Source organism: Micromonospora solifontis, from assembly GCF_003725545.1.
Lineage (GTDB): Bacteria > Actinomycetota > Actinomycetes > Mycobacteriales > Micromonosporaceae > Micromonospora > Micromonospora solifontis.
Genome location: NZ_RJLN01000036.1, coordinates 1 through 23,893 on the forward strand (window position 1 = coordinate 1; position 23,893 = coordinate 23,893).

General features: G+C 71.7%; 20 protein-coding genes and 3 pseudogenes. 10 read left to right on the forward strand and 13 right to left on the reverse strand.

The window, feature by feature from the left end; translation table 11 throughout:
• The 3 genes and pseudogenes from EFE23_RS14560 to EFE23_RS14570 form a co-directional block, all read left to right on the forward strand.
• Positions 1-496, forward strand: a pseudogene (locus EFE23_RS14560) (RICIN domain-containing protein); the annotation flags it as partial.
• A gap of 154 nt (positions 497-650) precedes the next feature.
• Positions 651-1,280, forward strand: coding sequence for a DinB family protein (locus EFE23_RS14565; RefSeq protein ID WP_123241466.1), 630 nt, complete (start codon positions 651-653; stop codon positions 1,278-1,280).
• Positions 1,277-1,816 carry a GNAT family N-acetyltransferase gene (locus tag EFE23_RS14570; RefSeq protein WP_123241467.1) on the forward strand — a complete coding sequence of 180 codons (540 nt, stop codon included), beginning with the start codon at positions 1,277-1,279 and terminating at the stop codon, positions 1,814-1,816. The genes EFE23_RS14565 and EFE23_RS14570 overlap by 4 nt, the downstream gene beginning before the upstream one ends.
• 55 nt (positions 1,817-1,871) lie before the next feature.
• Here EFE23_RS14570 and EFE23_RS14575 read toward each other — a convergent pair whose 3' ends face one another.
• From EFE23_RS14575 to EFE23_RS14590, 4 genes are all read right to left on the reverse strand, one after another.
• The gene (locus tag EFE23_RS14575) at positions 1,872-2,987 is read right to left on the reverse strand and encodes an RICIN domain-containing protein (protein WP_123241468.1); all 1,116 of its coding nucleotides are present in this window, start codon (positions 2,985-2,987) and stop codon (positions 1,872-1,874) included.
• A 98-nt stretch (positions 2,988-3,085) separates the two neighbouring features.
• Entirely contained in the window at positions 3,086-4,852 is a 1,767-nt protein-coding gene (locus tag EFE23_RS14580; protein ID WP_123241469.1) for a family 43 glycosylhydrolase, read from the reverse strand.
• Positions 4,853-4,881: 29 nt separating this feature from the next.
• On the reverse strand, positions 4,882-7,299 hold the full coding sequence (locus tag EFE23_RS14585; protein ID WP_123241470.1) for a ricin-type beta-trefoil lectin domain protein: 2,418 nt from the start codon (positions 7,297-7,299) through the stop codon (positions 4,882-4,884).
• 100 nt (positions 7,300-7,399) lie between these two features.
• The gene (locus tag EFE23_RS14590; protein WP_233600984.1) at positions 7,400-8,854 is read right to left on the reverse strand and encodes an arabinofuranosidase catalytic domain-containing protein; all 1,455 of its coding nucleotides are present in this window, start codon (positions 8,852-8,854) and stop codon (positions 7,400-7,402) included.
• A gap of 509 nt (positions 8,855-9,363) precedes the next feature.
• On the opposite strand from EFE23_RS14590, the pseudogene EFE23_RS29550 reads away from it, so the two are divergent.
• A pseudogene (locus tag EFE23_RS29550) lies at positions 9,364-9,768 on the forward strand (class I SAM-dependent methyltransferase); the annotation flags it as partial.
• Between the two features lie 82 nt (positions 9,769-9,850).
• Here EFE23_RS29550 and EFE23_RS14600 read toward each other — a convergent pair.
• From EFE23_RS14600 to EFE23_RS14615, 5 genes and pseudogenes are all read right to left on the reverse strand, one after another.
• Entirely contained in the window at positions 9,851-10,771 is a 921-nt protein-coding gene (locus EFE23_RS14600) for a LysR substrate-binding domain-containing protein (protein ID WP_123241471.1), read from the reverse strand.
• Between the two features lie 54 nt (positions 10,772-10,825).
• The gene (locus EFE23_RS14605; RefSeq protein ID WP_233600985.1) at positions 10,826-11,848 is read right to left on the reverse strand and encodes a YeiH family protein; all 1,023 of its coding nucleotides are present in this window, start codon (positions 11,846-11,848) and stop codon (positions 10,826-10,828) included.
• A gap of 148 nt (positions 11,849-11,996) precedes the next feature.
• Positions 11,997-12,689: an MFS transporter gene (locus tag EFE23_RS28915; protein WP_309226204.1), complete on the reverse strand. Its 693-nt coding sequence runs from the start codon at positions 12,687-12,689 to the stop codon at positions 11,997-11,999.
• 127 nt (positions 12,690-12,816) lie between these two features.
• Positions 12,817-13,554, reverse strand: a pseudogene (locus tag EFE23_RS28920) (MFS transporter); the annotation flags it as partial.
• A 194-nt stretch (positions 13,555-13,748) separates the two neighbouring features.
• Positions 13,749-14,228: an ABC transporter permease family protein gene (locus EFE23_RS14615; RefSeq protein WP_123241473.1), complete on the reverse strand. Its 480-nt coding sequence runs from the start codon at positions 14,226-14,228 to the stop codon at positions 13,749-13,751.
• A 161-nt stretch (positions 14,229-14,389) separates the two neighbouring features.
• Here EFE23_RS14615 and EFE23_RS14620 point away from each other — a divergent pair, with 161 nt between their 5' ends.
• The 6 genes from EFE23_RS14620 to EFE23_RS14645 all read left to right on the forward strand — a co-directional run bounded on the left by EFE23_RS14620 (position 14,390) and on the right by EFE23_RS14645 (position 20,763).
• Positions 14,390-17,311, forward strand: coding sequence for an AfsR/SARP family transcriptional regulator (locus EFE23_RS14620; protein WP_123241474.1), 2,922 nt, complete (start codon positions 14,390-14,392; stop codon positions 17,309-17,311).
• 68 nt (positions 17,312-17,379) lie between these two features.
• The gene (locus tag EFE23_RS14625; RefSeq protein WP_123241475.1) at positions 17,380-17,619 is read left to right on the forward strand and encodes a hypothetical protein; all 240 of its coding nucleotides are present in this window, start codon (positions 17,380-17,382) and stop codon (positions 17,617-17,619) included.
• A gap of 68 nt (positions 17,620-17,687) precedes the next feature.
• Complete coding sequence (locus tag EFE23_RS14630) at positions 17,688-18,170, forward strand: hypothetical protein (protein ID WP_123241476.1); 483 nt, start codon at positions 17,688-17,690, stop codon at positions 18,168-18,170.
• A 2-nt stretch (positions 18,171-18,172) separates the two neighbouring features.
• Positions 18,173-19,951 (forward strand): ABC transporter ATP-binding protein, encoded by a 1,779-nt coding sequence (locus EFE23_RS14635; protein WP_123241477.1) that lies wholly within the window; start codon positions 18,173-18,175, stop codon positions 19,949-19,951.
• The gene (locus tag EFE23_RS14640) at positions 19,948-20,259 is read left to right on the forward strand and encodes a S24/S26 family peptidase (RefSeq protein ID WP_123241478.1); all 312 of its coding nucleotides are present in this window, start codon (positions 19,948-19,950) and stop codon (positions 20,257-20,259) included. The genes EFE23_RS14635 and EFE23_RS14640 overlap by 4 nt, the downstream gene beginning before the upstream one ends.
• Before the next feature lie 3 nt (positions 20,260-20,262).
• Positions 20,263-20,763, forward strand: coding sequence for a MauE/DoxX family redox-associated membrane protein (locus EFE23_RS14645; RefSeq protein WP_123241479.1), 501 nt, complete (start codon positions 20,263-20,265; stop codon positions 20,761-20,763).
• 42 nt (positions 20,764-20,805) lie between these two features.
• Here EFE23_RS14645 and EFE23_RS14650 read toward each other — a convergent pair whose 3' ends face one another.
• Genes EFE23_RS14650 through EFE23_RS14665 form a run of 4 tightly spaced genes read right to left on the reverse strand, consistent with a single transcriptional unit; the run spans position 20,806 to position 23,840 of the window.
• Positions 20,806-21,567: an SDR family oxidoreductase gene (locus tag EFE23_RS14650; RefSeq protein WP_123241480.1), complete on the reverse strand. Its 762-nt coding sequence runs from the start codon at positions 21,565-21,567 to the stop codon at positions 20,806-20,808.
• Positions 21,564-22,589 carry a zinc-dependent alcohol dehydrogenase gene (locus tag EFE23_RS14655; protein WP_123241481.1) on the reverse strand — a complete coding sequence of 342 codons (1,026 nt, stop codon included), beginning with the start codon at positions 22,587-22,589 and terminating at the stop codon, positions 21,564-21,566. Before EFE23_RS14655 ends, EFE23_RS14650 begins: the two co-directional genes overlap by 4 nt.
• Positions 22,586-22,924 carry an L-rhamnose mutarotase gene (locus EFE23_RS14660; RefSeq protein WP_123241482.1) on the reverse strand — a complete coding sequence of 113 codons (339 nt, stop codon included), beginning with the start codon at positions 22,922-22,924 and terminating at the stop codon, positions 22,586-22,588. The genes EFE23_RS14655 and EFE23_RS14660 overlap by 4 nt, the downstream gene beginning before the upstream one ends.
• Positions 22,925-22,958: 34 nt before the next feature.
• Positions 22,959-23,840, reverse strand: a complete 882-nt coding sequence (locus EFE23_RS14665) for an amidohydrolase family protein (protein ID WP_123241483.1) — start codon at positions 23,838-23,840, stop codon at positions 22,959-22,961.
• Positions 23,841-23,893 lie beyond the last annotated feature (53 nt).

Genomic DNA, 23,893 nt, shown 5'->3' on the forward strand with positions numbered 1-23,893 from the left:
AAAACCCGCCTACACCGCCGTCCTCAACGCCCTCAACACCGGCGGCACCACCACGCCGCCGGGTCAGGTCGACACGAGTGCCTGGTACGTGCTGGTCAACCGCAACAGCGGCAAGGCCCTCGATGTCTACGGCAAGTCCACCGCCGACGGCGCCCGCATAACCCAGTGGACCCGCAACGACGGCGCCAACCAGCAATGGCAGTTCGTGGACTCCGGCGGCGGCTACTACCGCCTCAGGTCCCGCAACTCCGGCAAGGTCCTCGACGTCAACGGCGCCTCCACCGCCGACGGCGCCGCCATCATCCAGTGGACCGACCACAACGGCACCAACCAGCAGTTCCAACTCGCCGATTCCAGCGGCTACCTGCGCCTGATCAGCCGCAACAGCGGCAAGGCCGTCGAGGTACAGGGTGCCGCCACCACCGACGGTGCCAACGTCGTCCAGTACACCGACTGGAACGGCGCCAACCAGCAATGGCAACTCGTCCGGGTGGGCTAGCCGGCTCGCCCACCGCCGCGGGCGTACGCTCGCGAACCGGCTTGATCCGCTGACCGGGCGTCCCGGTGCTGCCTCGACGGAAGCACCGGGACGCCGACGCGGTAGCGCAAGGGGGCAGCGCCGACACCCGCCCCGATGCCATAGTGGCGCGATGAAGGCGGACCTGCACAGTTACCTGAAGGGCGGCCGCGACACGCTGCTGTGGAAGCTCGACGGGCTCAGCGAGTACGACATTCGGCGCCCGCTGACCAAGACCGCCACCAACCTGCTCGGTCTGGTGAAACACTCGGCGGCCAGCGAGATCCTCTACTTCGGCGTCGTGTTCGACCGGCCGTTCGCAGAGGAGCTGTCGTACGTCGGCGACGGAGCGGAGACCAATGCCGACATGTGGGCGACCGCGGACGAGACCCGCGAGGAGATCGTCGACCAGTACCGTCGCGCGATCGCCCACGCCGACAGCACCATCGAAGCCCTTGCGCTGGATCATGTCGGCCGCGTGCCGTGGTGGGGCGATGCGGCGGTCACGTTGCACCACGTCCTGGTTCACGTCATCGCGGAGACACAACGGCACGCCGGCCACGCTGACATCGTGCGCGAACTCATCGACGGCGCGGCCGGGCTGCTGCCCAGCAACGACAACCTGCCCCCCGCCGACGAGACATGGTGGCGGGACCACCGCCAGCGAGTGGAGCAGGCCGCCCTCGACGCCGGCAGACGCGGCAATCAGGTGTCGGTCGAGTCTCGATCGCTGCCGGGTCTGCTGAACGGCCGGCCGACATGACCGAACTCGGCCCCGTCGCCTGGCCGCCCGAGCCGATCCGGACCGAGCGGCTCACGCTCCGGGCGTCCGAGGCCCGGGACCGTCCGGCGTTCATCGAGCTGCTGGCGTCGCCGGAGGTGCACACCTACCTCGGCGGCCCCCGCCCGCGGGACGAGCTCGAGCGCGAGATGCCCGGGGTGCCCGGGCGGTGGCCCGGAAGTTTCGTCGTTGACCTCGACGGGGCGATGATCGGCCAGATCCTGCTCAGGAGAGCAACCGGGCACCGCCGGCCGGCGGCCGAAGGGAAGGCCGATCTCGGCTACCTGTTCCTGCCGAGGGCGTGGGGATGCGGGTACGCCGCCGAGGCGTGCGGGGCGGTGCTCGGCTGGTTCGACGGCGTCCTTCCCGGCGAGCCGGTGGTGCTCACCACCCAGACCGCCAACGCCGGCTCGATGCGCCTCGCCGCGAAGCTGGGGTTCACCGAGGTGGAGCGGTTCCAGGCCTGGGGCGCCGAGCAGTGGCTCGGCCTGCGGTCCCCGGTCACACTCCCTGTTTGAGCTCCCTCGCCGTGGCCGGGCGACCGCATCCGTCGCCCGGCCACGCTGCGAGTGGTCAGCTGCGCAGGATCCACTGCTGGTTGGCGCCGCCGTGGCAGTCCCAGAGGACGATCTTCGTCCCGTTGGCGGTGCCCCAGTTGTACGCGTCGAGGCATCGCCCGGACTGGACGCCGCTGATGGTGCCGTTCGGGTTGATGTTCCACTGCTGGTTGGCACGGCCGTTGCAATCCCAGGTGATCACCCGGGTGCCGTTCGCGGTGCCACCGCCCTCGGCGTCCAGGCACTTGGTGCCGAGCACCTGCAACTGCTTGGCCGCCGTGTAGGTCCACCGCTGCATGGTGCCGCCCCAGCAGTCGTAGAGCTGCACCTGGATGCCGTTGGTGGTGCTGCCGTTCGGCACGTCCAGGCACCGCCCGGACTGCGCGCCCACGATCTGGGTGGTCGATCCGCCCGTGTCACCCGGGGTGCCGATGCTGCCGGGCACCGCCTGCAGGGCGCCGTACCAAACGGCGGCCATCTTGTCGTAGCCGTTGGCGGTGGGATGGATGCCGTCGATCAGGTCGGCGGTCGTCACGGCGCTGTGCATGTCGACGAGGTGGACGTGCTTGCCGGCGTTCACCTTGCTCTGCACGATGCCGGGGATGGCCGCGTTGAAGGTCCGCACGGCGGATTCCTGGCCGCTGTTCGCCAACGGAGTCAGCTGCGCGACGAACACCTCCGCCGCCGGGGCGGTGTTCGTGATGTGGTCGATCAGCGTGGACAGCCGGTTCGGTGCGGTGGAGACGTTGTAGTTCTGCAAGATGTCGTTGGTGCCGATGTGCAGCAGGACGGTGTGCGGCTGGTACGTGTTCAACCAGCCGACGATGTTGGCGTCGATCTGGTCGATGCGCCAGCCGGGGTGGCCCTCGTGGTCGTGGTCGCCGAGACTGGCCGGCCCGTTGTACTGGGATCCGACGAAGTCGGTGGTGTACCGGCCGTTGGCGAGTCGCTGCCACAGGCCGATGCGGTAGCCGCCCGGCACCTGGGTGCCCTCGGTGATGGAGTCACCGAGCGGCATCACCCGTACCCCACCGTTGGATTCCGCGCTGGCCGAACCGGCCTGGGCCACCAGGCCGGCGACCATGACGGTCATCGCGGCGCCCGCCGCGAGCCACCGTGCGCTTGTTCGCATGACTCTTCCTCTCAGGTCTGCGCGTCAGGTGGCGGAGAGCGTGCCACTCCGCCACCTGGCGCGCGGGAAGGTTCGGGCAGGTCGTCCCTGCCCGATCGCTAACTCACGCCGCTGGTGCAGGTGAGCGATGGTGTCGACGCCGAGCCGTTCGCCAGGAAGCCGAAAGTGGTCGATCCGGCCGGGGGCAGGGACCCGTTGTACGACACATTGCGAACGGTCGCCGTGGAGCCGCTGGTGCTCAGGGTGCCGTTCCAGACCTGGCTGATGCTCTGACCGCTACCGAGGGTCCACTGCACGGTCCAGCCGTTGATCGCCGCGGCGCCGGCCGTCACGGTCACCTCGCCCTGGAAGCCGCCCGACCACACGTTGGTGGTGCGGTAGCTCGCCGCGCAGGCACCGCCGCCCGGTGGCGGGCTGCTCGGCGGCGGGCTGCTCGGCGGCGGTCCGCCGTCGCCGGGAGCGAACTGCCAGTAGTTGACGTTGAACAGGTAGCCGCTGCCGCCGGTGAACCTCAGGTAGAGATCGTGGGTCCCGGTGGCCCCGCTGACCGGACAGGTCGTGTCGGTCCAGGTCTGCCAGCCACCGGTGCCGGTCACCCGGCAGGTGCCCACCAGGGGGCCACTCACGCTGTCCAGGCGCAACTCGATGTTGCCCCCGCTACCGCCCGACGCCACCCGGGCCGTGTACGAGGCGGCGCCGGTGCCGAAGCCCACCCCCTTGACCTTGAGGTAGTCCCCGTTCTCGATCCAGCCGACGTCCATCCCACCGCCGGTCGTCGGCTCGGTCTCGACCCCCGACTCCCAGGCGATCGTCTCGGCCTCCTGCCGGACGTACGGATCCACGGTCCCGACCTGGGGAGCCCCCGTGGTCGTCATGGTGATCGTCGGGATCGTGCCGTCCGCACCGTAGGCGAACTTCTCCACCGCCACCGACCGGGTGAAACCACCGCCGCCCGGCAGCGCCCCGTTGTGGTAGAAGAAGTACGAGCCGCCCTTGAAGTCGATCACCCCGGGATGGTTGGTGAAGCTGCTTCCCTGGGTCGGCATGATCGTCCCGCGATACGTCCACGGCCCCAGCGGACCGGGCGCCGTCGAGTAGGCGATGAACTCCGAACAGCACTTGGCCGCGAAGACCAGGTAGTACAGGCCGTTGCGCTTGTACACCCACGGCCCCTCCTCGAACAAGGTCGGCCGGTTCGCGTCGCCCGTCCGGGTGCCGAACCCGGCCGTGGTCAACGCGATCTGTGTCGGGCTGCCCGAGTACGAGACCATGTCCTGGTTCAGCTTCACGTACCACAGGTGCGGGTTACCCCAGTACAGATACGCCTGGCCGTCATCGTCGATGAACACCGTCGGGTCGATCTCCCCGTTGCTCACCAGCGGATGCCCGATGGCGTCCCGGAACGGCCCGGTCGGGCTGTCGGCCACCGCCACCCCGATCCCCATCTGGCCGGTCGCGCGTACCGTCATCGGCACGTACCAGTAGAACTTGCCGTTGCGGTAGACCGCCTGCCCCGCCCAGGCGTCGGCACTGGCCCAGCTGAAGCTGGCCAGGTTGAGCGGTGAGCCGTGGTCGGTCCAGTTCACCATGTCGTCCGACGACCAGACCCGCCACTCCTTCATGGTGAACCAGGTCGAGTTGTCCTCGTCATGCCCGGTGTACAGGTACACCCGGCCGTTGTGCACCAGCGGGGCCGGATCAGCCGTGTAGATGGTCTGCACGATCGGGTTGTCCGCCCGGGCGGTCCCCGGGAACAACCCCAGCAGCGCCAGCAGGCTCACGACCAGTGCCACCCTGCGCCTGGTCCTGCGGTTGTCCCGCGTTGGCCGCCGCGCCGCGACACGACGGCCGCGGCGGCCGAACATCGAAGACACTGACATGGTCGAAATCCGCATCAGCCCCGGCTCCACTTCTGGTCGTTGCCGCCGGTGCAGGTGGCGAGGACGATCGGGGTGCTGTTGGCGCTCCCGCCGCCGTTGGGGGCCAGGCAGATGCCGGACTGGACACCGGTGATGGTGCCGTCGGTGTTGACGTTCCACTGCTGGTTGGCGCCGCCGTTGCAGTCCCAGATGATCACCTTGGTGCCGGGGGTCGTGCCCTGGCCGTAGGCGTCCAGGCACTTGCTGCCGTACACCTGGAACTGCTTGCCCGAGGTGTAGGTCCACTGCTGGTTGGCGCCGCCGTTGCAGTCCCAGAGCGTCACCTGGGTGCCGCTGGTCTGCGACTGGTTGGGTACGTCCAGGCACCGGCCGGAGTTGGTGTTGCGAAGCGGACTGGTGGTGCCGCCCGGGTCGCCGCCGGGGCCGGCCACCACGGACAGGTTGTCGAACTGGGCGGTCTGGCCCTGGCTGGTGCCGAAGCCCACCTGGCCGGCGACGAAGGAGGTGTCGCTCGCGGTGCCCACCGTCGTGCCGTCGATCGTCGCGGTGATGGTGCTGCCGGAGAAGCCCAGGGACAGGCTGTGCCAGCGGTTGGTGCCCAGCGCCGGGACGGTGCCGCTGCGCAGGGTGGCCAGTTGCCCGGCGGTGTTGTTGCGCAGGATCGACCAGGAGCCGGTGTCGGTGACGCGCAGGAAGTAGGCGTTGTAGCGGCCGATGGGATCCAGGTTCGTGGTGCCGACCCGGCCTTCCAACTGGGCGTAGCCCGACTTCTCGAGCATGGCGTCGGCGGAGACGGTGTAATTGCCCCAGGCCAGGCTGCCGCCGTAGGTGGCGGGGTCGGCGAGGGTCTTCCAGGTGATCGGGGCCTGCGGCGACATCTGGCGCAGGCACATGCCGGACCGGCCGCCGCCACAGGCGACGGTTTCGAAGGCGCCCTGCATGTCCTGCAGGTACTTCGGCATCCGGCCGCTGGCGTAGCTGTCGAAGTCGTCGCGGTACGGCAGGTTCAGCGAGCCCTGGCCGGGGCTGGTGGCGGTGCCTTTGCCCTGGCCGGTGGTGGTGGTGATGCTGTAGAGGTAGCCGGGCTGGACGGTCAGCGAGAAGGTGCCGCCCGACGGGGTGATGTCGCTGGTGTGCACGAAGAAGTCGTTGGTGCTGTTCGAGTTGAGGTTGGTCGCCCAGACGTGCACCGGGCCGGTGGACAGGCCGCCGGTGACGCTGACGTTGAGCTGCTGGGCGCTGGTGGCGTCCATCGTCTCGATGATGGTGCTGTAGTCGGTGTTGTTGGTCGACTTCAACGACACGTAGCTGCCGTTGTTGCGGTTCCCGCCGAGGTAGCCCGTGGCGGAGTCCAGGTACTTCCAGCCCGGCGCGGTGAACTGGGTCGTGTGGGCCAGGGCCCAGGTGTTCTTGCCGACCGAGTACCAGCCCGACCACGGCTGGTTGGCCAGGACCAACCCGACGGTGGCCCACGGGAGGTTCGGGGTGATCGCCGCGATCAGGTCCCAGTTGAGGTAGGCGACCATCCTGCCGTCGAGGTAACCGCGGTTGATGCCCCGGGCCAGTGGCTTGGCGCCGTCGTTGTAGTCCTGTGACCCGCCCTCGCTGTCCCACAACGTCTTGCCGGTGCTGGTGGCGGTCGACGACACCGTGCACGAGGTCTGCGCGCTGAGGTAGCCACAGGGGTAGTGTCCGCTGAGCACATCGATGCTGTTTCGCAGCGTGGTGTTGCTCGCCACCGCGTTGGCCGGGTTCCAGCTGCCCGGGTAGTCGTCACCGTAGATGATCTTCACGCCGCTGTAGCCGTTGCTGTTCAGCGCGCTGCGCAGGTTGATCGTCCAGCTCGCGTCGGTCTGCTTCTCGTTCTGCGCGGCGGTGATGTAATCCATGGTCAAGTTGTGCTGCCTGGCGCAACCCAGCCAGTCCACGAAGTAGTTGATCATGTCCTGGGACATGAAGGTGCCGTTACCGATCCAGCCCGGGGCACCCCAGGGCAGCGCCGCCAGCTTGATATCGGGGTTGCGGGCCTTGGCCTGCTCCATGATCCACCACTCGTAGCCGCGGTTGCAGTTGAGGTCGCCGCGGAAGTGCTCGTGGCTGGGCTCGGAACCGCTGGTCGAGTTGGTGTCTCCACCCATCTCCACCTTGAGGATCTGCAGGGCGGCGCCGTAGCCGGGCTTGAACAGGTAGTCGAGGATCTGGCCACGCTGCGGCTCCGGGTAGTCGATGAGCAGTCGACTGTTGCCGCCACCGCCGCTGACCGCGCCGACACCGTCGAACGTCTGCCCGCCGGAGGACCCGTTGATGGTGATCGACGTGGCGGCCTGGGCCGGGCCGGCCGTCGCCGCCACCAGACCGGTGGCGGCCAGGACCGCGGCGGCCAGCGCCGCCGCCGGTCGCGATGGACGGAGGAGATTCTTCAGTCTCGACATGCGCGGATCCCTTCGATAGCGGTACGGATGCGCCGGGGCACGGCGGCGGACAGCCCCGCTCCCCGGGCCGGGCCGGCCGCGAAACGGCAAGAGGTGCTGGTCAGCGGTAGCCGGCGGCGACCACGTTGGCCTGGACGGCGTTCTCGGTCGCGTCGGACGGGTAGCCCGCCACCATGGCGCCCTCGTAGAAGGTGCCGGCGCTGAGGTTGGCGCCGCCGCCGGGCTTGCAGCAGTCGCCACCGCTGCCCAGGATGATGGCGCCCTGCTTCTTCATCGGGCTGTAGCCGTTGGGTAGCGCGCCGTCGTAGAGGGTGTAGAGGTTGCCGGACTGGGCGTTGCTGCCCTTGATGGCGAACCGTGAGGTGCCGTTGTTCTTCAGGGTGGCGGTGACGAACTTGCTGGTGAAGGCGCGCTGGTTGTAGTTCCAGGACTGGCTGCCGCCGGGGTAGAGACCCCACTCCAGGTCCGCCTGGACCCAGGGACCGGTGCCGGAGCAGCCGCCGAACCAGCAACTGGTGCTGAAGTTGATCGCGTCCATCGCGCCGGCGGCGTCGGCGCTGCGGGTGGTCTCGCTGTTGCCGTAGTCGAAGCAGCAGCCGCTGTTGACGTGGGTGCCGCTGGTGACCATGTACATACCCTCGGGTGCGCTGCCGGTGGGGACGCCGGTCGCGTGCCCGTCCCGCCAGTAGCTGTTGCCGGGATTGATGTACAGCGAGTACGCCCTGGCGCCGCCGACGGTCAGCGACTCGCTGGTGGCGACGGCGGGCCGGCTGGAGGTCGACCCGGGGACCTGCGGCGAGCCCTGGTACCACAGGTCATTGCCGCGCCCGGACTGGTCGTAGACGACGGTGATGACACAGGTGGCGCCGGCGCAGAACGAATCCTGCGCCGCCGCGTTGGCGGAGCCGCCGGCGCTGAGCACCCCGATGTCCCGCGTCGCGTTGTCCGAGGAACGGCGGACCTGGTAGAGGTTGCCGCCGTACGCCGAGAACAGCGCCCGGGTGGTGCTGTGCGCGGCGACGCAGGGGGTGCCGCCCGCGGCGTAGATGTCGCACGGACGGCCCCCCGGCGGCGGGGTGGTGGACGGCGGAGACGACGGGGCGGTCGACGTGCTCCACCGCTGGTTGGCCTGCCCGTTGCAGGTCCAGAGGATGATCTTGGTGCCGTTGGCGGTGCCGGCGCCGTTGGCATCCAGGCAGAGCCCCGACTGCACGCCGGTGATGGTGCCGTCCGAGTTGACGCTCCACTGCTGGTTGACCTGGCCGTTGCAGTCCCAGATGATCACCTGGGTGCCGGGGCTGGTGCCCTGGCCGTTGGCGTCCAGGCACTTGCTTCCGTACACGGTGAACTCTCGGGCCGACGTGTACGTCCAGGTCTGCATGGCCCCGCCCCAGCAGTCGTACAGCTGGACCTGGGTGCCGTTGGTGGTGCTGCCGTTCGGTACGTCGACGCAGCGACCGGACTGCACGCCGACGATCGCGCCCGGCCCGGGTGCGGCGACGGCCGCGCGGGTCTGCGCCACCAGGGCCGTGCCGCCGACGACGAGGGCGAGCACCAGGACCGGAAGTATCAGACGCGATCTTCTGGACCGGGCCGGCCGGAATTGCGAGACCACCATGACGGCTCCTCGGATACGCAGGGCTCCGCCCCGGCGGTGGAGCCTCACGGGTAAATGGACGTCGATATAAACGCTAACATCCGCAGCAGGCACCCGATCGACGGCAGCCCCGGCGCCCTCTCGTCCTAGCGGTTCAGGCAGCCAATGTGACGACGGCGATTGAGCAACGGCCGTGATGTTATCGATAACATCGACGCAAGTGATTAAAGCACATCCTCCCCGGCGACGCCGCATCCCGACGGCAACGGACCGCCAGTTTCCGGAGCTCGGGTCCCGCGTTCGTCCGCAGTGGCCGGTGACCCGGCAGGTCTTCTCGAGCGGTCGTCAGTGGAGCTTCGGCCGCCCGGACGCCTCGTGCGGTGACACGACAACCAATATCGTCCAGATATATCGAGGCGATATATCTGGACGGCAGTTCCGGCCGACCGGCTGACGCGGAGGGTGCGATGAGGTCGATCGACTACGACACCGAGCAGTACCAGGACTACGCGCGCGGCCGCGCGCTCAACCAGCGGCAACTCCAGGTATGGATCAGCGCCTTCGCAGCGGTGCTGCCCGACCGGCGTCCACTGGCGGGTCTGGACGTCGGCTCGGGCACCGGCAGGTTCACCCCGGCGCTGGCGGAAGCGTTCGGGCCGGTCACCGGCATCGAACCGTCGGTCCGCATGCGCGAGGTCGCGCAGGCCCGGTCCCAGCACCCCGGTGTGCGGTACCTGGCGGGCAGCGCCGAGGACCTGCCGGTGCCGCCCGGCAGCGCCGACTACGCCCTGATGTTCCTGTCCTGGCACCACGTCCAGGACAAGCCCCGGGCGATCCGGGAGCTGGCCCGGGTGCTCAGGCCCGGCGGACGGCTGCTACTGCGCGGGAACTTCAGCACGGCGCCCGGACTGTACTGTCCAAGTGACCGGCACCGGCCACCCCGTCAGTCAGCCGTCAGTGAGCGGAAGCAGCAGCGGCGATCGTCAACAGTTCCGCCGCGAGGGCGGCCGGGGTGCGGCCCAGCCAGAGAGCGTGCAGCGGGCGGGTCAGCGGGAGATTCTCGACCCGGAGTTCGACCAGTTCTCCCGCGGCGACACCGGGCGCGGCGGCGCGCGCGCTGATCACACCGATGCCACCACCGGCGCAGACCGTGGACAGGATGGTGGTGGTCGAACCGAGGCTGATGGCGTGCGGCAGCGACGGCGCGAAGCCCAGGGCGTGCTCCATCGCGCTCAGGAACGTGTGGCGGGTGCCGGAGCCCGGCTCGCGCAGCAGCAGTGGCTGATCGGCGAGGTCCGTGGGCCGCAGTGCGCGCCAGGCGTGCGCGGCCAGCGGATAGCTGGCGGCGACGACCAGGGTGAGCCGGTCCTCGCCCACGATGCGGGCGGTCAGACCGGCCGGGATGTCGGGTGACTCGACGAACCCGAGGTCGACCGCGCCCGAGCGGACGGCCTCGACGACACCGTTGCTGTTCGCGACGTCGGCCGAGATGTCCAGTTCGGGATGGGTACGGCGCAGGCTCAGCAGCCAGGCCGGCAGCAGGTACTCGGCCACGGTGAGGCTCGCCGCGATACGCAGCCGCGCCTGCCGGTCGGCGCGCAGGGTCAGCACTCCGTCGGCGAGGGTCTGCGCGGCGTCGATGACGCTGCGCGACCAGACGACGACCGTCTCGCCGGCGGGCGTGAGAAAGCTCCCGCGCCGCGAACGCACCAGCAGCGGTACGCCGAGCCGGCGCTCCAGCTTCGCGAGCCGTGCGCTGGCGCTGGGCTGGGTGATCCCGTGCGCCTGTGCCGCGCGCCCGACGCTTCCCGTCTGGGCGACGGACAGCAGCAGGTCGAGCGCCGGCAGGTCGCTTATCCAGGGCGGCAGTGGCATTCTGCGCAGTCTGTCACAGGTGCTTCGGCGTCCGGCTCAGCCCGGGCCTGGTCATCAAGTCAGCAGGTACTGCAGCCCCAGGCTGGTCGCACTGACCGCGGCCCAGAGGATCAGGCCGAGCAGCAGTGGTCGGGCACCGGCGCGGCGGAGGGCGGCCACGTTGGTGGAGAGCCCGACGGCGGCGAGGGCGACCGCGATGAACAGCAGCGCCACGTGGTGCAGCGCGGTCTGGGCGGCGGCCGGGATCAGTCCGCCGCTGTTCAGCGCGGCCACGGCGAGGAATGCCACCAGGAACCAGGGCACGAGGGAGACCGCAAGCCGGGCCTTCGAGGTCTCTGCCAGGGCCGCGCGGCGGCCGCTCAGCGTGGTGAGGACGAGGACGACCGGGATGATCATCAGGGTGCGGACGAGCTTGACGACGACGGCGTACCCCTCGGCGTCCTGGCCGTAGGCGCCGGCGGCGGCCACCACCGAGCTGGTGTCGTTGACGGCGGTGCCCGCGAAAAGCCCGAACGCGTGCGCGCTCATCCCCAGGGCGTGCCCGACCGGCGGAAAGATCAGCACGGCCGCCACGTTGAAGAGGAAGATCGTCGAGATCGCGTACGCCACGTCGGTGCTCTTCGCCCGGATCGCCGGTGTCGTGGCCGCGATGGCGGAGGCGCCGCAGATGCCGGTGCCGACACCGATCAGCGTGCGCAGATCGCGGGGCACGCCGAGCCGCCGGCCCACCAACCAGGCCAACAGCAGGCACACCCCGAGCGTGCCCAGCATCACCGGCAACGACCCCGCGCCCACCGTCAGCACCTGGCGAAGCGACAACTGGGCGCCGAGAAGCACGACCGACAACTGCAGCACCAGCCCTCTGGCCAGGCCCAACCCCGGCTCCAGCGCCTCGGACCGGCGCCGTGCCAGCGGGCTCAGCAACACCCCGGCGACCACGGCGAAGACGGGCGCACCGACCACGGGGACCAACGTGCCGGCAACCGTCGCGGCGAGCCCCAGCGTCACCGCCGGGCCGAGCCCGATGGCGCGGACCGATGCGCGGCGACGGGTCGGCGCGTCAGCAAGAGAGATCACCGTTCCAGGCTTCGCGCGCGCGGCCCTTCCCGGTAGCGACCGTTTCCGGACCGCGGTCATAGCCGATCCCTATGACCGAACCGGCCGTTGGCGGCCGTGGCGGCCCAGGAAGCGGGGCGGGGATGAGGTCGCTTGCGGCGCTCGTGGGCTAATCGAAGGTGAGCCGCTCGCTGCGGCGCGGCATCAGCAGCAGCGCGCCCAGCCCAAGGACCGCGAGCACGGCCAGCGCGATGAAGACGTGGTGTGCCGCGTCGTACAGTGCCGCGCGGACGTAGTCGGCCACGGCCGGCTGGGTGGACTGGCTGTGCCCGCCGAGCACGACGCTGGTGGCGTCCAGGTGCTCGGGCAGCTCGGCGCCGATCCCGGCCGGCGGGTGCGCGAAACGGTCGGCGAGGGTGGCGTTGGCGATCGCCCCGAAGACGGCGGCGCCGACCGCGCTGCCCAGTGACCGGCTGAACATGTTGGCGCCGGTGACCACGCCCCGGCGGTCCCATCCGACGACGGACTGCACGGCGACCAGGGTCGGACTGGCGGTCAGGCCGAACCCGACGCCGAGCACGAAGGCCGCTGCGGCGGCCGCCCACACCGTCGAGTCGGGCCCGAGCAGCGTGGTCAACGCCGCGCCGCCGATCACGAAGACGGCGCCGATGAGCGCCGTGTCACGGAAGCCGATTCGCAGATAGATTCGCCCGGCGAGGCTGGCCGCCAGCGGCCAGCCGACCGACAACGCCGCGAGGGAGAATCCGGCCACCAGCGCGCTCGTCCCGAGCACGCCTTCGGCGTACGTGGGCAGGTATGAGCTCAGGCCGATGGTGAGCGCGCCGACGCACAGCGCGGTCAGGGCCGCCGGCGAGAACCCGGCGTCCGAACACCCACAGCGGCAGTACCGACTCGGTGGCGCGGCGCTCCACGGCGATGAACGCGGCGAGCGCGAGGACGCCGATCACGAGGATCACCACGCTCTGGACGGACGCCCAGCGCCAGGCCACGCCGCCTTGGAGCAGGCCCAGGATGATCAGCCCGAAGCCGATGGTGAGCAGGGCCGCGCCCGCGTAGTCCACCCGGTGCCGGTTGCGGGTGATCCGTTCGGTGAAGTGACGCGCGAGCGCCCAGGCCGCCACCGCACCGAGCGGCAGGTTGAGGTAGAAGATCCACCGCCACGACAGGTACTCGGAGAAGACACCGCCGAGCGTGGGGCCGAGCACCGCGGAGACGCCCCAGACACTCGCCGGATAGCCCTGCACCCGGGCGCGTTCCTGCACCGTGTAGAGATCGCCGACGATCGTCATGCTCATCGGCTGCACCGCGCCCGCCCCGATGCCCTGTACGGCGCGCGCGACGATCAGCGCGGGCATGCTCCACGCGACGCCGCACAGGATCGAGCCGAGCAGGAACAGCGCGATGCCGAAGAACATCACGGGCTTGCGCCCCAGCGAGTCGGCGAACTTGCCGTAGATCGGCACGGTGACCGCCTGGGTGAGCAGGTAGATCGAGAACAGCCACGGAAACTGCGAGAAGCCGCCGAGATCACGCACGATCGATGGCACAGCGGTGGCGATGATCGTGGAGTCCAGGGCGACCAGGCCGGTGCTGAGCATGATCGCGGCGAGCACCGGGCCGCGGTCGGAACGGAAGCCGACGCTCTTCGCGACCTGGTCACTGTCCGCCGGCCCGGGACCGTTTCCGGCCGCAGGTGTCGCCACCATGCCCGCCACTCCTCCGCTGGACAGCAAACCGCCGAAGTCAACTATTCGTGAGCCGAACCATTTCCGGATCGCGCCGGCTGCCCAGTGAGACCTACGCCACTCTGCGGGGATGGCCGTGGCGGCCGTCCGAGCCGAGGTCGCCGTGGCACCGGCACACGGCGTGGGACGCCGACGGGCCGGTGCCGTCCAGGGAGCTACTCGGTGCGCAGGGCGACGGCGGTGCGGGTGCGGGCGGCCCAGCCGGCCGGCAGGAACGCGACGGCGACGGCGATGAGCAGGCCGCCGAGACCGAGAAGTAGCAGCATGGCCGGCTGGTAGACGTCGGTGATGGAGGCGGGCAGGTTGATGCCGGCGCCATGGCCCATGGCGGGTATGACCGCCCAGTGCACGGCGACACCGATCGCGACGCCGATCGCGCCGCCGGCCAGTCCGGTCACGACCACCGACGCGATGACCATCGCCATGGTGTCAAGCACGACCGTGTTCAGCACGCCCATGGCGGTGAAGCCCGAGGTTGCCAGCGCGCTGTTCAGGCCGGCGAGGTACCTGGTCACGTCGACGCCGTCGACGAGGCGGATGTGGTAGCTCGCGCCGGTCAGGTTCGGCGTGGTGGTGGCGAACGTACCGGATTGATCGACCCGGCGACATCGCCGTAGGCCGCCGGCGTTCGCCAACGCCGCGGCTGGGCGGCCACGCCCCGGACGGCCACGGCGCCGGCACCCGAGCAGCGTCCGGCGGCGCTCGAACCGCCGGGGTGGGTCAGCCCGGCACCTCCCCGCACAGACCTTCGGAAGCCCGAAGCGCGACCCGGTGGACACCGCGCTAGCTTTGCGCGGTGCGTGGGTATCGAGTCGGCATCCTCGGACGGATCGAGTTGAGCGTCGACGGCGTAGCTGTGCCGCTCGCCCCGCTGGAACGGGCATTCGTGGCGAGCCTGGCCGCCCACGGTGGACGGATCGTCCCGGTCGACCGGTTGATCGACGGCCTCTGGCCGGATGATCCGCCCACGGGAGCGCGCAACCGGGTCCAGGCGATCGTCGCCTCGGTCCGTCGCGGCACCACGCCGGAGCTGATCCTCACCAGGTCGCCCGGCTATCAGTTGAACCCCGCGGTGATCGTGGACGCGGCGCAGTTCACCGCCGACGTGCAGGCCGCCGCAGCGGCCCCCGACCCCCGCTGCGCCGTGGAGCTGCTCGATCGGGCGCTGGCGCGCTGGCGCGACGACGCCTTCGTCGACGTCGGTGCGAGGCTGGTCGACTTCGAGCGCGATCGCCTTCGCGAGCTGCGCGACCACGCCGTCGAGCTGCGCGTCGAGGCGATGCTGTCGCTCGGCCTGCACCAGGAACTCGTACCGGAGCTGACCACACTGGTCCGCGACCGGCCGCTGCGGGAGCGGTTGCGCGGCCAGCTCATGGTGGCCCTGCAGCGCAGCGGCCGGCAGGCGGAGGCGCTCGCCGTCTACCGGTCCGGAGCCCGGGTCCTCGCCGAGGAGCACGGCATCGACCCGGGGCCGGAACTGCGACAACTGCACCGGGACATCCTCCACAGCGAGCAGGCGACGGCCCCGCGAGCGTGGATCCGTCCCCACCAGCTCCCCGGCGTCACCGGTGACTTCGTGGGACGGGACAAGGAACTCGGGCTGCTGCTGTCGTTGCTGGGTCGGCCCCCGTCCACCCCCGGGGCTGCCCAGGTGATCGTCGTGGCCGGGCTTGCCGGAACGGGCAAGACCACGCTGGCGCTGCGCGCGGCGCACGAGAGCCGCCACCGCTTTCCCGCCGGCTGCCTGTACGCGGAGTTGCGCGGTAACACCACGGACCCGGCGCGGCCCGGCGCGGTGCTCGGCGCCTTCCTGCGCGCACTCGGGGTGGCGGGTGAGGCCATCCCGGTGGCGGCCGAGGAACGCGCGGCGCTGTACCGATCCGTGCTCGCCGAGCACACCATGCTGGTGATGTTGGACGGCGCGGCGGACGCCGCGCAGGTGCTCCCGCTGCTCCCGCCCGGCGGCAGCACTGCCCTCATCACCAGCACGACGGCGTTGCCCGGTCTGCCGGGCACCGAGGTGGTCCCGCTCGACGTCCTGCCGATCGACGACGGCTTGGACCTGCTGGCCGGCCTGGCCGGAGCCGAGCGGATCAACCGGGAGGCCGCAGCGGCCGCCGACGTCGTGGAGCTGTGCGGCCGGCTGCCGCTGGCGTTGCGCATCGCCGGGGTACGGCTGGCCGAGCGGGAGGCGATGACCGTGGCACGACTGCGCGAGCGGCTGCGCGACGAGCGACGCCGCCTCGACGAACTGTCGCTCGACGGGCTCGACGTGCGCAGCAGCTTCACCCTCGGGTTCGAGCGGTTGCCGCCGCCCGCCGCGCGGCTGCTCGCCGTGCTCAGCCGCACGTCACTGGGCAGCTTCGGCATGTGGGACGAGACCACCGAGCCGCTGCTGGAACAGCTGTGCCGGGCCCACCTGCTGACCGACGACGCGAGCGGCCGGGTACGCATGCACGACCTGGTCCGGCTGCACGCCCGGGAGCGCACCGAGGTCGCTGCGGATGAGGTGATCGCCTGGTACGCGCGGCTGCACGGGTACGCCGAACGGGCCGACGCGTCGCTGCCCTGCAAGATCCTGCCGGTGGCCGACGCGGGGACCCCGATCGACGCGTGGGCCGCCGTCGACTGGTTCGAGGCCGAGCGGGAGAACCTCGTCGCGGCGGTGCGCGACCTGCTGCGACTGGACGCGATCGAGCTGGCGGGGCGGCTGGCCTGCACGATGGGCAACTTCGCGATGATGCGCACCCAGCACCTGCCGGAGGTCGTCGACTGTCTGCGCGGCGTGCTCGACCGGCACGCCGACCTGCCGTCGCCGACCCGGATGTCGCTGCGGCTCCACCTCGGCACCGCGTACCGGATGTTGAACCGGCACGCCGAAGCGGTGCCGCTGCTGCGCGCCGCCCACCGGGACAGCCGCGGGCCATGGCTCGCGCACCGGCTGGTCGCGTTGCAGGGCTACTCGCTCTGCTGCCGGCAGATCGGCCGGTTGCGGGAGGCGGACGCCGCGCTGCTGCTGACGGTGCGGTTGTGCGCCGCGCACTGGCCGGTCGGTCCGGTCGGCGGGCACGTGCTGCTGACCCTCGGCATGCAGTACGGGCAGTACCAGCTCACCTCCCCGTTCGCCCACGCCGCGTGCGAAGCGGCCCTGCAGGTCTTCGCCGACGGTGGCGACCGGTGGGGCGAGGCGCTGGCGCGGGAGAGCATCGGGCTGCTGCACCGGCATGCCGAGCGGTGGCCGCAGGCGCTGGCGCAGCTGCGGCAGGCGGTGGCCGTCGCGCGCCGGCTCGGTGACCGGATGAGCGTGACCACCGCCGAGCAGGCGCTCGCCGCCACGCACCTCGCCGCCGGGGACCGCGACTCCGCACGACGCCTGTTGAGCCGTACCGCGCCGGCGTTCCGGGAGATGCGCTACGGGTGGGGCGAGGCGATCTCCCGCCGGCTGCTGGGGAAGTCGCACCTCGAGGAGGGCGACGCGGACCAGGCGGTGGTCGAGTTGGAAGGCTCGGTGGCGATGCTGCGCGAGATCGGGCAACCGTTCCCACTGGCGAACTCGCTGCACCTGCTGGCCCGGGCCCAGGCCAGCCTGGGCCGGCCCGACCGGGCCGTGGCGCTGGGCGAGGAGGCGCTGCGCATCTTCGCGCACTTCGACGCCCCGTACGCCGATGAGCTGCGCGTACAGCTGCCGGGCTGGCGGAGCGCAGCCGGCGCGCAGTAGAAGCGCAGGGCGCGCGCAGCGGCGAGCGGCACAGTGATGGGCAACCACCCACAACAGGAGGTCTGCTCATGACCAGGATCATCAGCCGCGTCGGCGACACGTTCCTCGGCAAGGTGCTCGGCCGCGAGGAGGCCGGCGCCTGCGTGCCGGAGAACGGCCAGGCGTGCTCGTGCGTCGCGTCCAACGGCTACTGCTCGGGCGGGACGTACTTCCGCTACTACCGCCAGGGTTACTACAACTGCTACGGCTCGTGCGTGACCTCGACGTCGCGGCCGGTCTGCTACGTGAAGAAGGCTGGCGTCTGCTGACCTGGCTTCCCCTCGGGGCCGCGCCGGCCGGCGCGGCCCCACCCCCCTGACTCGCCGAGGAGTTCCCCATGCCGGGTTTCGCCTATGCCGCCGTCGCTGTCATCGGTGCCGTCGCGGTGCTCAACCTCGTCCTGACCCTGGCGTTGGCCCGGCGGCTGCGCGAGGTGCGGGCCGGCCACACCCACGACGGGGAGCCGATCCCCGAGGTGCTGCCCGCCCCGGGCCTGGACGTCAGCGGCTTCCCGCACGCCGACCTGGCCGCCGGCCGCCGCACGGTGGTCATGCTGACCCCGACCTGCCCGCCGTGCCAGGACGTCCTGGACGCCCTGACCGGCGACGCGGACCGCTACCGCCACGACGCCCTCGTTCTCATGATCGGCACGCCGGCGGAGACGGCGGCGATGGCCCCCCGCCTGGCCGGCTTCGACACCGTGACGGTCTCCGAGTCGCTCGCCGAGAAGGAGTTCCGGGTCAAGGGCTTCCCCGCCGTGCTGTCGGTCGTCGACGGCGTCGTCGTCGACGCCAGCCATCAGCTTCCGGTCCTGGCCTGACGGTGGGCACCCTCCGAGCCGCCCTGCGGCTGGGCTGCGCCGCCCCGAAGGCCCTCACCGCCATGGTGGTTCTCGTCCTCGTCGGCGCGGTGCCGCCGATCGGCATCGCGTGGTTCACCAAGCTGCTGTTTGACGAGGTCAGCAGGGGCCGCTCGGCCAGCCCGTCGACCGCGACCTGGTACGCCGTGGCGATCGCCGTCCTGGGGGCCCTGGCGGCGATCGCCAACCGCCTGTCCGGCTACTTCACCACGGCGTTGCAGCAGGCGATCACGATCGCCGCCGATGTACGGCTGTACCGGAAACTGAACAGCTTCCTCGGCCTGGGCCCCTTCGAGCAGCCGGCCCTGCGCGACCGGCTGGCACTGGCCCAGCAGGCCGCCGACCAGGCGCCGTACGCGGTTGTCATGTTCACCGTCCAGGTGGCCCAGAGCGTCGTCACCATCGGCGGCTTCGCCGCGATCCTGGCGTCCCTCTGGCCGCCGGCCGGCCTGCTCCTGCTCGCCGTGGCCGGGCCCGAGTTCCTCATCCAGCTGCGGCTGTCCCGGCGCGCCGCGCGGGCGGTGGAGGACAGCGCCGGGCTGTTCCGGGCCCGATTCCTGTTCCAGACGGTACTGACCGACCTGCGCGCCGCCCGGGAGGTGCGCCTCTACCACCTCGGCCGGTTCTTCCACGACCGGCTCACGGGCGCCCTGCGGGCCGCCGGCCGGATCGAGCTGGCCGCCGCGCGGCACGCCACCGTGGTACAGACCTGCTGGGCGCTGGCCGGGGCCGCCGTGACGCTCACCGCGACGGTGATCGCGGTGAGCGCCGCGGTCCGCGGCCGGCTCAGCCTCGGTGACCTCACTCTCCTGCTGGCCGCGTTCGGCGCGGCGCAGAGCGGCCTGGCCGGCATCGCCGGCCAGCTCGGCGAGGTCGGTACGGCGATGCGGCTGTTCCGGCACTACGTCGAGGTTCTGCACAGTCCCGCCGACCTGGCCGACGGGACCCTGCCCGCGGCGCCGCTGCGCACCGGGATCCGGTTCGAGGACGTGTGGTTCCGCTACGACGAGGGCGGCCCCTGGATCCTCCGGGGCGTCGACCTCACCATCACCGCCGGCGAGGCCGTCGGGCTCGTCGGCCTCAACGGCGCCGGCAAGAGCACCCTGGTCAAGCTGCTCTGCCGGTTCTACGATCCCGACCGCGGTCGCATCACCTGGGACGGCGTGGACCTGCGTGAGCTGCGGATCGAGACGCTGCGCCGGCGGATGGGGGCGGTGTTCCAGGACTTCATGTGCTACGACCTCACCGCGGCGGAGAACGTCGGCATCGGGCGGCTGCCGTACACGACCGGACAGGTCGAGGAGGCCGCCGCGCGGGCCGAGATCCACGACCGTCTCCGCGCCCTCCCCCACGGATACGCCACGCTGCTCAGCCGTACCTTCGCCGACCAGGACGGCGAACCCGGGGTGACGCTCTCCGGCGGGCAGTGGCAGCGGGTCGCGCTGGCCCGGTCCCTGATGCGCGCCGACGCCGACCTGCTCGTCCTGGACGAGCCCAGCTCCGGGCTGGACGCCGACGCCGAAACCCGCGTGCACGCGTCGCTGGCCCGGATCCGCCGCGGCCGCACCGGGCTCTTGATCTCGCACCGGCTCAGCACCCTTCGCGACGCGCGGCGCATCGTGGTGCTGGACGCCGGACGGATCATCGAGTCCGGCGCGCACGACGAGCTGATGGCGACCGACGGCGAGTACGCCCGGCTGTTCCGCCTCCAGGCCGGCGGCTACCAACTGGCGGCGTCATGACGGGCTGGCTACGCCGCCGGTGGCGCCTGGTGGTCGTCCGTGGAAACAGCATGGCGCCGACGCTGCACGACGGCGACCGACTCATCGTCCGCGTCGGGCGGGCACCGGCCACCGGTGACCTCGTGGTCTTCCGGGCCCGCGACGTGGTCCCGGGGGCCGACCTGCCGTGGATGGTCAAGCGCGTCCAGCGGGTCGAGCCGGACGGTGCCGTGACGGTACGCGGGGACAACCCGCACAGCCAGGACTCGCGACATTTCGGGGCGGTGCCACGTGCGGCGATCCTCGGCGTGGCCACAGGGAGGCGATGACAGGTGTACGTCGAGATCGGGTGCCGGGTGCTGCTCGGCACGGTCCTGCTGGCGGCGGCGATCGGCAAGGTGACCGGCCGGGCCGCCTACCGCGAGTTCACCCGCTCGGTGCGTGACCTGGGCTACCGGCCGGCCGGCCCGCTCGCCGCGGCCGTGGTCGCCGCCGAGTTCACCGCCGTCGTCCTGCTGGCGGTGTTCCCTCCGGTCGGCTTCGGGGTGTCGGCCGCGCTGCTGCTCGCCTTCACCGTCGCCATCGCCACGAACCTGCGGCGGGGTGGCGGCACTTGCCGGTGCTTCGGCCGCACCGCCGCACCCCTGGGCCGGCACCACCTGTGGCGAAACGCGTTCCTCGTCGGCTGCGCGGTCACCGGCGCGCTGGCGCCGTCCGGGCCCGTACGCCCGGACGGCGCGGTGCTGGCCGTCGCCGGCGCGTTGCTCACCGGCGTGCTGGTCGTCATGCTCGACGACCTGCGGTACCTGTTCGGCGCGACCGGGCGGACGTGAGGCCGTGCCCGGCGGGCTTTCCGGGGGCGCGGCCCGGTCCCGTCACCGGCCCAGCCAGCCTCCGTCCACGGCGAGGATCGTGCCGTGCACGTAGGCGGCCGCGTCGGATGCCAGGAAGACCGTCGCCCCGGCCAGGTCGTCGGGCCGGCCCCACCGGCCCGCCGGGATGCGGTCGAGGATCGCCTGGTTGCGTTCCGGCTGGTCGCGCAGCGCCCGGGTGTTGTCGGTGGCGATGTAGCCCGGGGCGATCGCGTTGACGTTCACCCCCCGGCCGGCCCACTCGTTGGCCAGTGCCCGGGTCACCCCGGCGATGGCCGACTTCGCCGCCGCGTACCCGACGACGTTGACCCCGCCCTGGAAGCTGAGCATCGAGGCGGTGAAGATGATCCGGCCGGCGCCCCGGGCCAGCATGTCCCGGCCCAGCTCACGGGCGAGCACGAACGGCGTCGACAGGTCGACCTGGAGCACCTCGTCCCAGTCCGCGTCGGGGTGTTCGGCGGCCGGCGCGCGCCGGATGGTGCCCGCGTTGTTGACCAGGATGTCCACCGGCCGGGGTCCGGTGGTCAGCTCGGCAGCCAACGCCGCCACCGCCACCCGGTCGGCCAGGTCCACCCGGTACGACGTGAACGTCCGGCCCCGCGCCTCGACCCGGCGGGCCGCCTCGCTGCCCTCGGTCTCCAGCGAGGCGCTGACCCCGACTATGTCGGCCCCGGCGCCGGCGAGAGCCTCGGCCATGGCCAGACCGATGCCGCGGCGGCAGCCGGTGACCACGGCCAGCCGGCCGGTCAGGTCGAACATGGTCATGCATCGCCTCCGCAGTCGATCAGGACCTTGACCACGCCGCCACGTTCCAGCGCGTCGAACGCCTCGGTGACGTGCCGCAGCGGCACCACCTCGGAGATCAGCTCTTCGGTGGGCACCGCGCCGGCCGCCAGCAGCCGGACCGCCTCGGTGAAGTCGTCCCGCTGGTAGACCCGAGCGCCGACGATCTCCAGTTCCCGCCAGAAGACCCGGTGCAGATCCACCTCGCGAGGGGTCGGGTGGATGCCGACCACGACCAGCCGACCGCGCACCGCGAGCAGGCCAGTGGCGGTACGCACCCCGCCCGCCGAGCCGGAGACCTCGAACACCACGGCCGCCCCGGCCATGCCGGTCCAACCGCCGACGAACTCGGCGGGATCCGTCGCCGCCGGGTCGAGCACGGTGAATCCGAGTCCGGCGGCGACCGCACGCCGGTGCGGGTCGAGTTCCACCAGCGCCACCTGCGCGCCGACCGAGCGGGCGACGCAGGCGATCAGCAGCCCGACCGGGCCGGCCCCGATCACCACCGCGTGCTCGCCGGCCGCCAGCCGGGACCGGCGTACGTCGTGCACCGCCACCGCGGCCGGTTCGATCAGCGCGCCGTGCCGCAGGGACAGCCCTTCGGGCAGCCCCACCAGCAGCTCGGCGGGGACCGTCCAGGACCCCTGCATCGATCCCGGGGAGTCCACGCCGACGAAGGTGAGCCGGTGGCAGATGTGCTGGTGTCCGGCCCGGCAGGCCGGGCACTCACCGCACCAGTCCAGCGGCATCACGGTCACCGCGTCGCCGACCTGCCAGTCGGTGACGCCCGCGCCCACCTCGGCGACCCGGCCGGCCATCTCATGCCCGATCACCGCCGGCACGGCCACCCGGTGGTCCATCGTCCCGTGCCGGACGTGCAGGTCGGTCCCGCAGATCCCGGTGTAGGCGACGTCGATCCGGACCTCACCGGGCCCCGGTGGCACCGGCGGCCGTGGCTCGACGGTGAAGGTCCGGTTCCCCACGTACAGCGCGCCCAGCGTCATGCCTCTCCACCTTCGCTCAGATGCCAGACCTCCCGCATCGGCGTCCACCAGTGCCCCGAACCCGGCTCGGCCAGGGACTCCTGGCACGGGTCGGTGAGCCGCCACCACCGCTGCGTCTGCGGGTCGGCCGCGATCCGTGCCTGGTCGGCGTCGTGGTCGGCGCCGACGTACTCGTAGTAGCCGAACAGCAGGTCGCCGTGCAGGAAGATCGTGTAGTTGCGGATGTGGGCCGCCCGCAGGGTCCGCTCCACCGCCGGCCAGACCTCGGCGTGCAGCCGCAGGTACTCCGCTCGCCGCTCCGGGCGTAGCCGGATCACCGTGCCGTACCGTTGCATTTCTCTCCTCCGCTGTCCGGGCCCGGTGCGCCGGTCACACCGCGAGCCCGTACGTCCGCACGGCGGTGGCGGCGAAGATCTCGTCCCGTTCGGCGGCCGAGAGCGGGGGTAGCGCCGCCACCAGCCCGTCCCGCACCCCGCGGTAGTCCGCGACCAGCAGGCACACCGGCCAGTCGGAGCCGAACATCAGCCGTGACGCCCCGAAGGCGTCCACCGCGGCGGCCACGAACGGCCGGAGCGCGGCCACCGTCCAGTCCGGTCCGGCCTCGGTCACCAGCCCGGACAGCTTGGCCGTCACGTTGGCGTTGGCGGCCAGCGCGGCCAGGTCGTCGCGCCACCCGACCAGCCCGGCCGCGCCGGCGTGGATGCGTGGCTTGCCCAGGTGGTCCAGGACGAACGACAGTTCCGGCAGGGCCCGGGCGGCGCGGGCCGCGGCGGGCAGCTGGTCGGCCCGGACCACCAGGTCGAAGACCAGGCCGGCATCGGCCACCGCGGCCAGGCCCCGGCGGACCGCCGGGCGGTCCAGGTAGTCGGGGTCCGGCTCGCCCTGGACCTGCGCGCGGACCCCGACCAGCAACTCGCCGCCGCGCAGCCGCCGGTAACCGGCCAGGATCGCCGGCAGGTCCGGGTCGGCGACGTCCGCCCAGGCCACCACGCCGGCGATCGGCTCGGTGTCGGCGGCGTACCCGAGGAACTCGGGCACCTCGTCGGCGTGGCAGCGGCCCCCCTCGACCAGCACCGTGTGCCGTACCCCGGCGCCGGCGATCTCGGCGCAGAGGTCGTCCGGCGTGAACGGCCGCCGGATGCGGGCCAGCTCGGGATCGTCCAGCCAGGCGTAGCCGCGCTCGGGACGCCACAGGTGGTGGTGCGCGTCGACGGCCGGGTGGGCGGCGGGCGAGGGTGGTGGTTCGGGCATCGCTTCCTCGTTCGGTCGTCGGTGCTTCTGGCGTCGGCGGCGTCCGGGGGCGG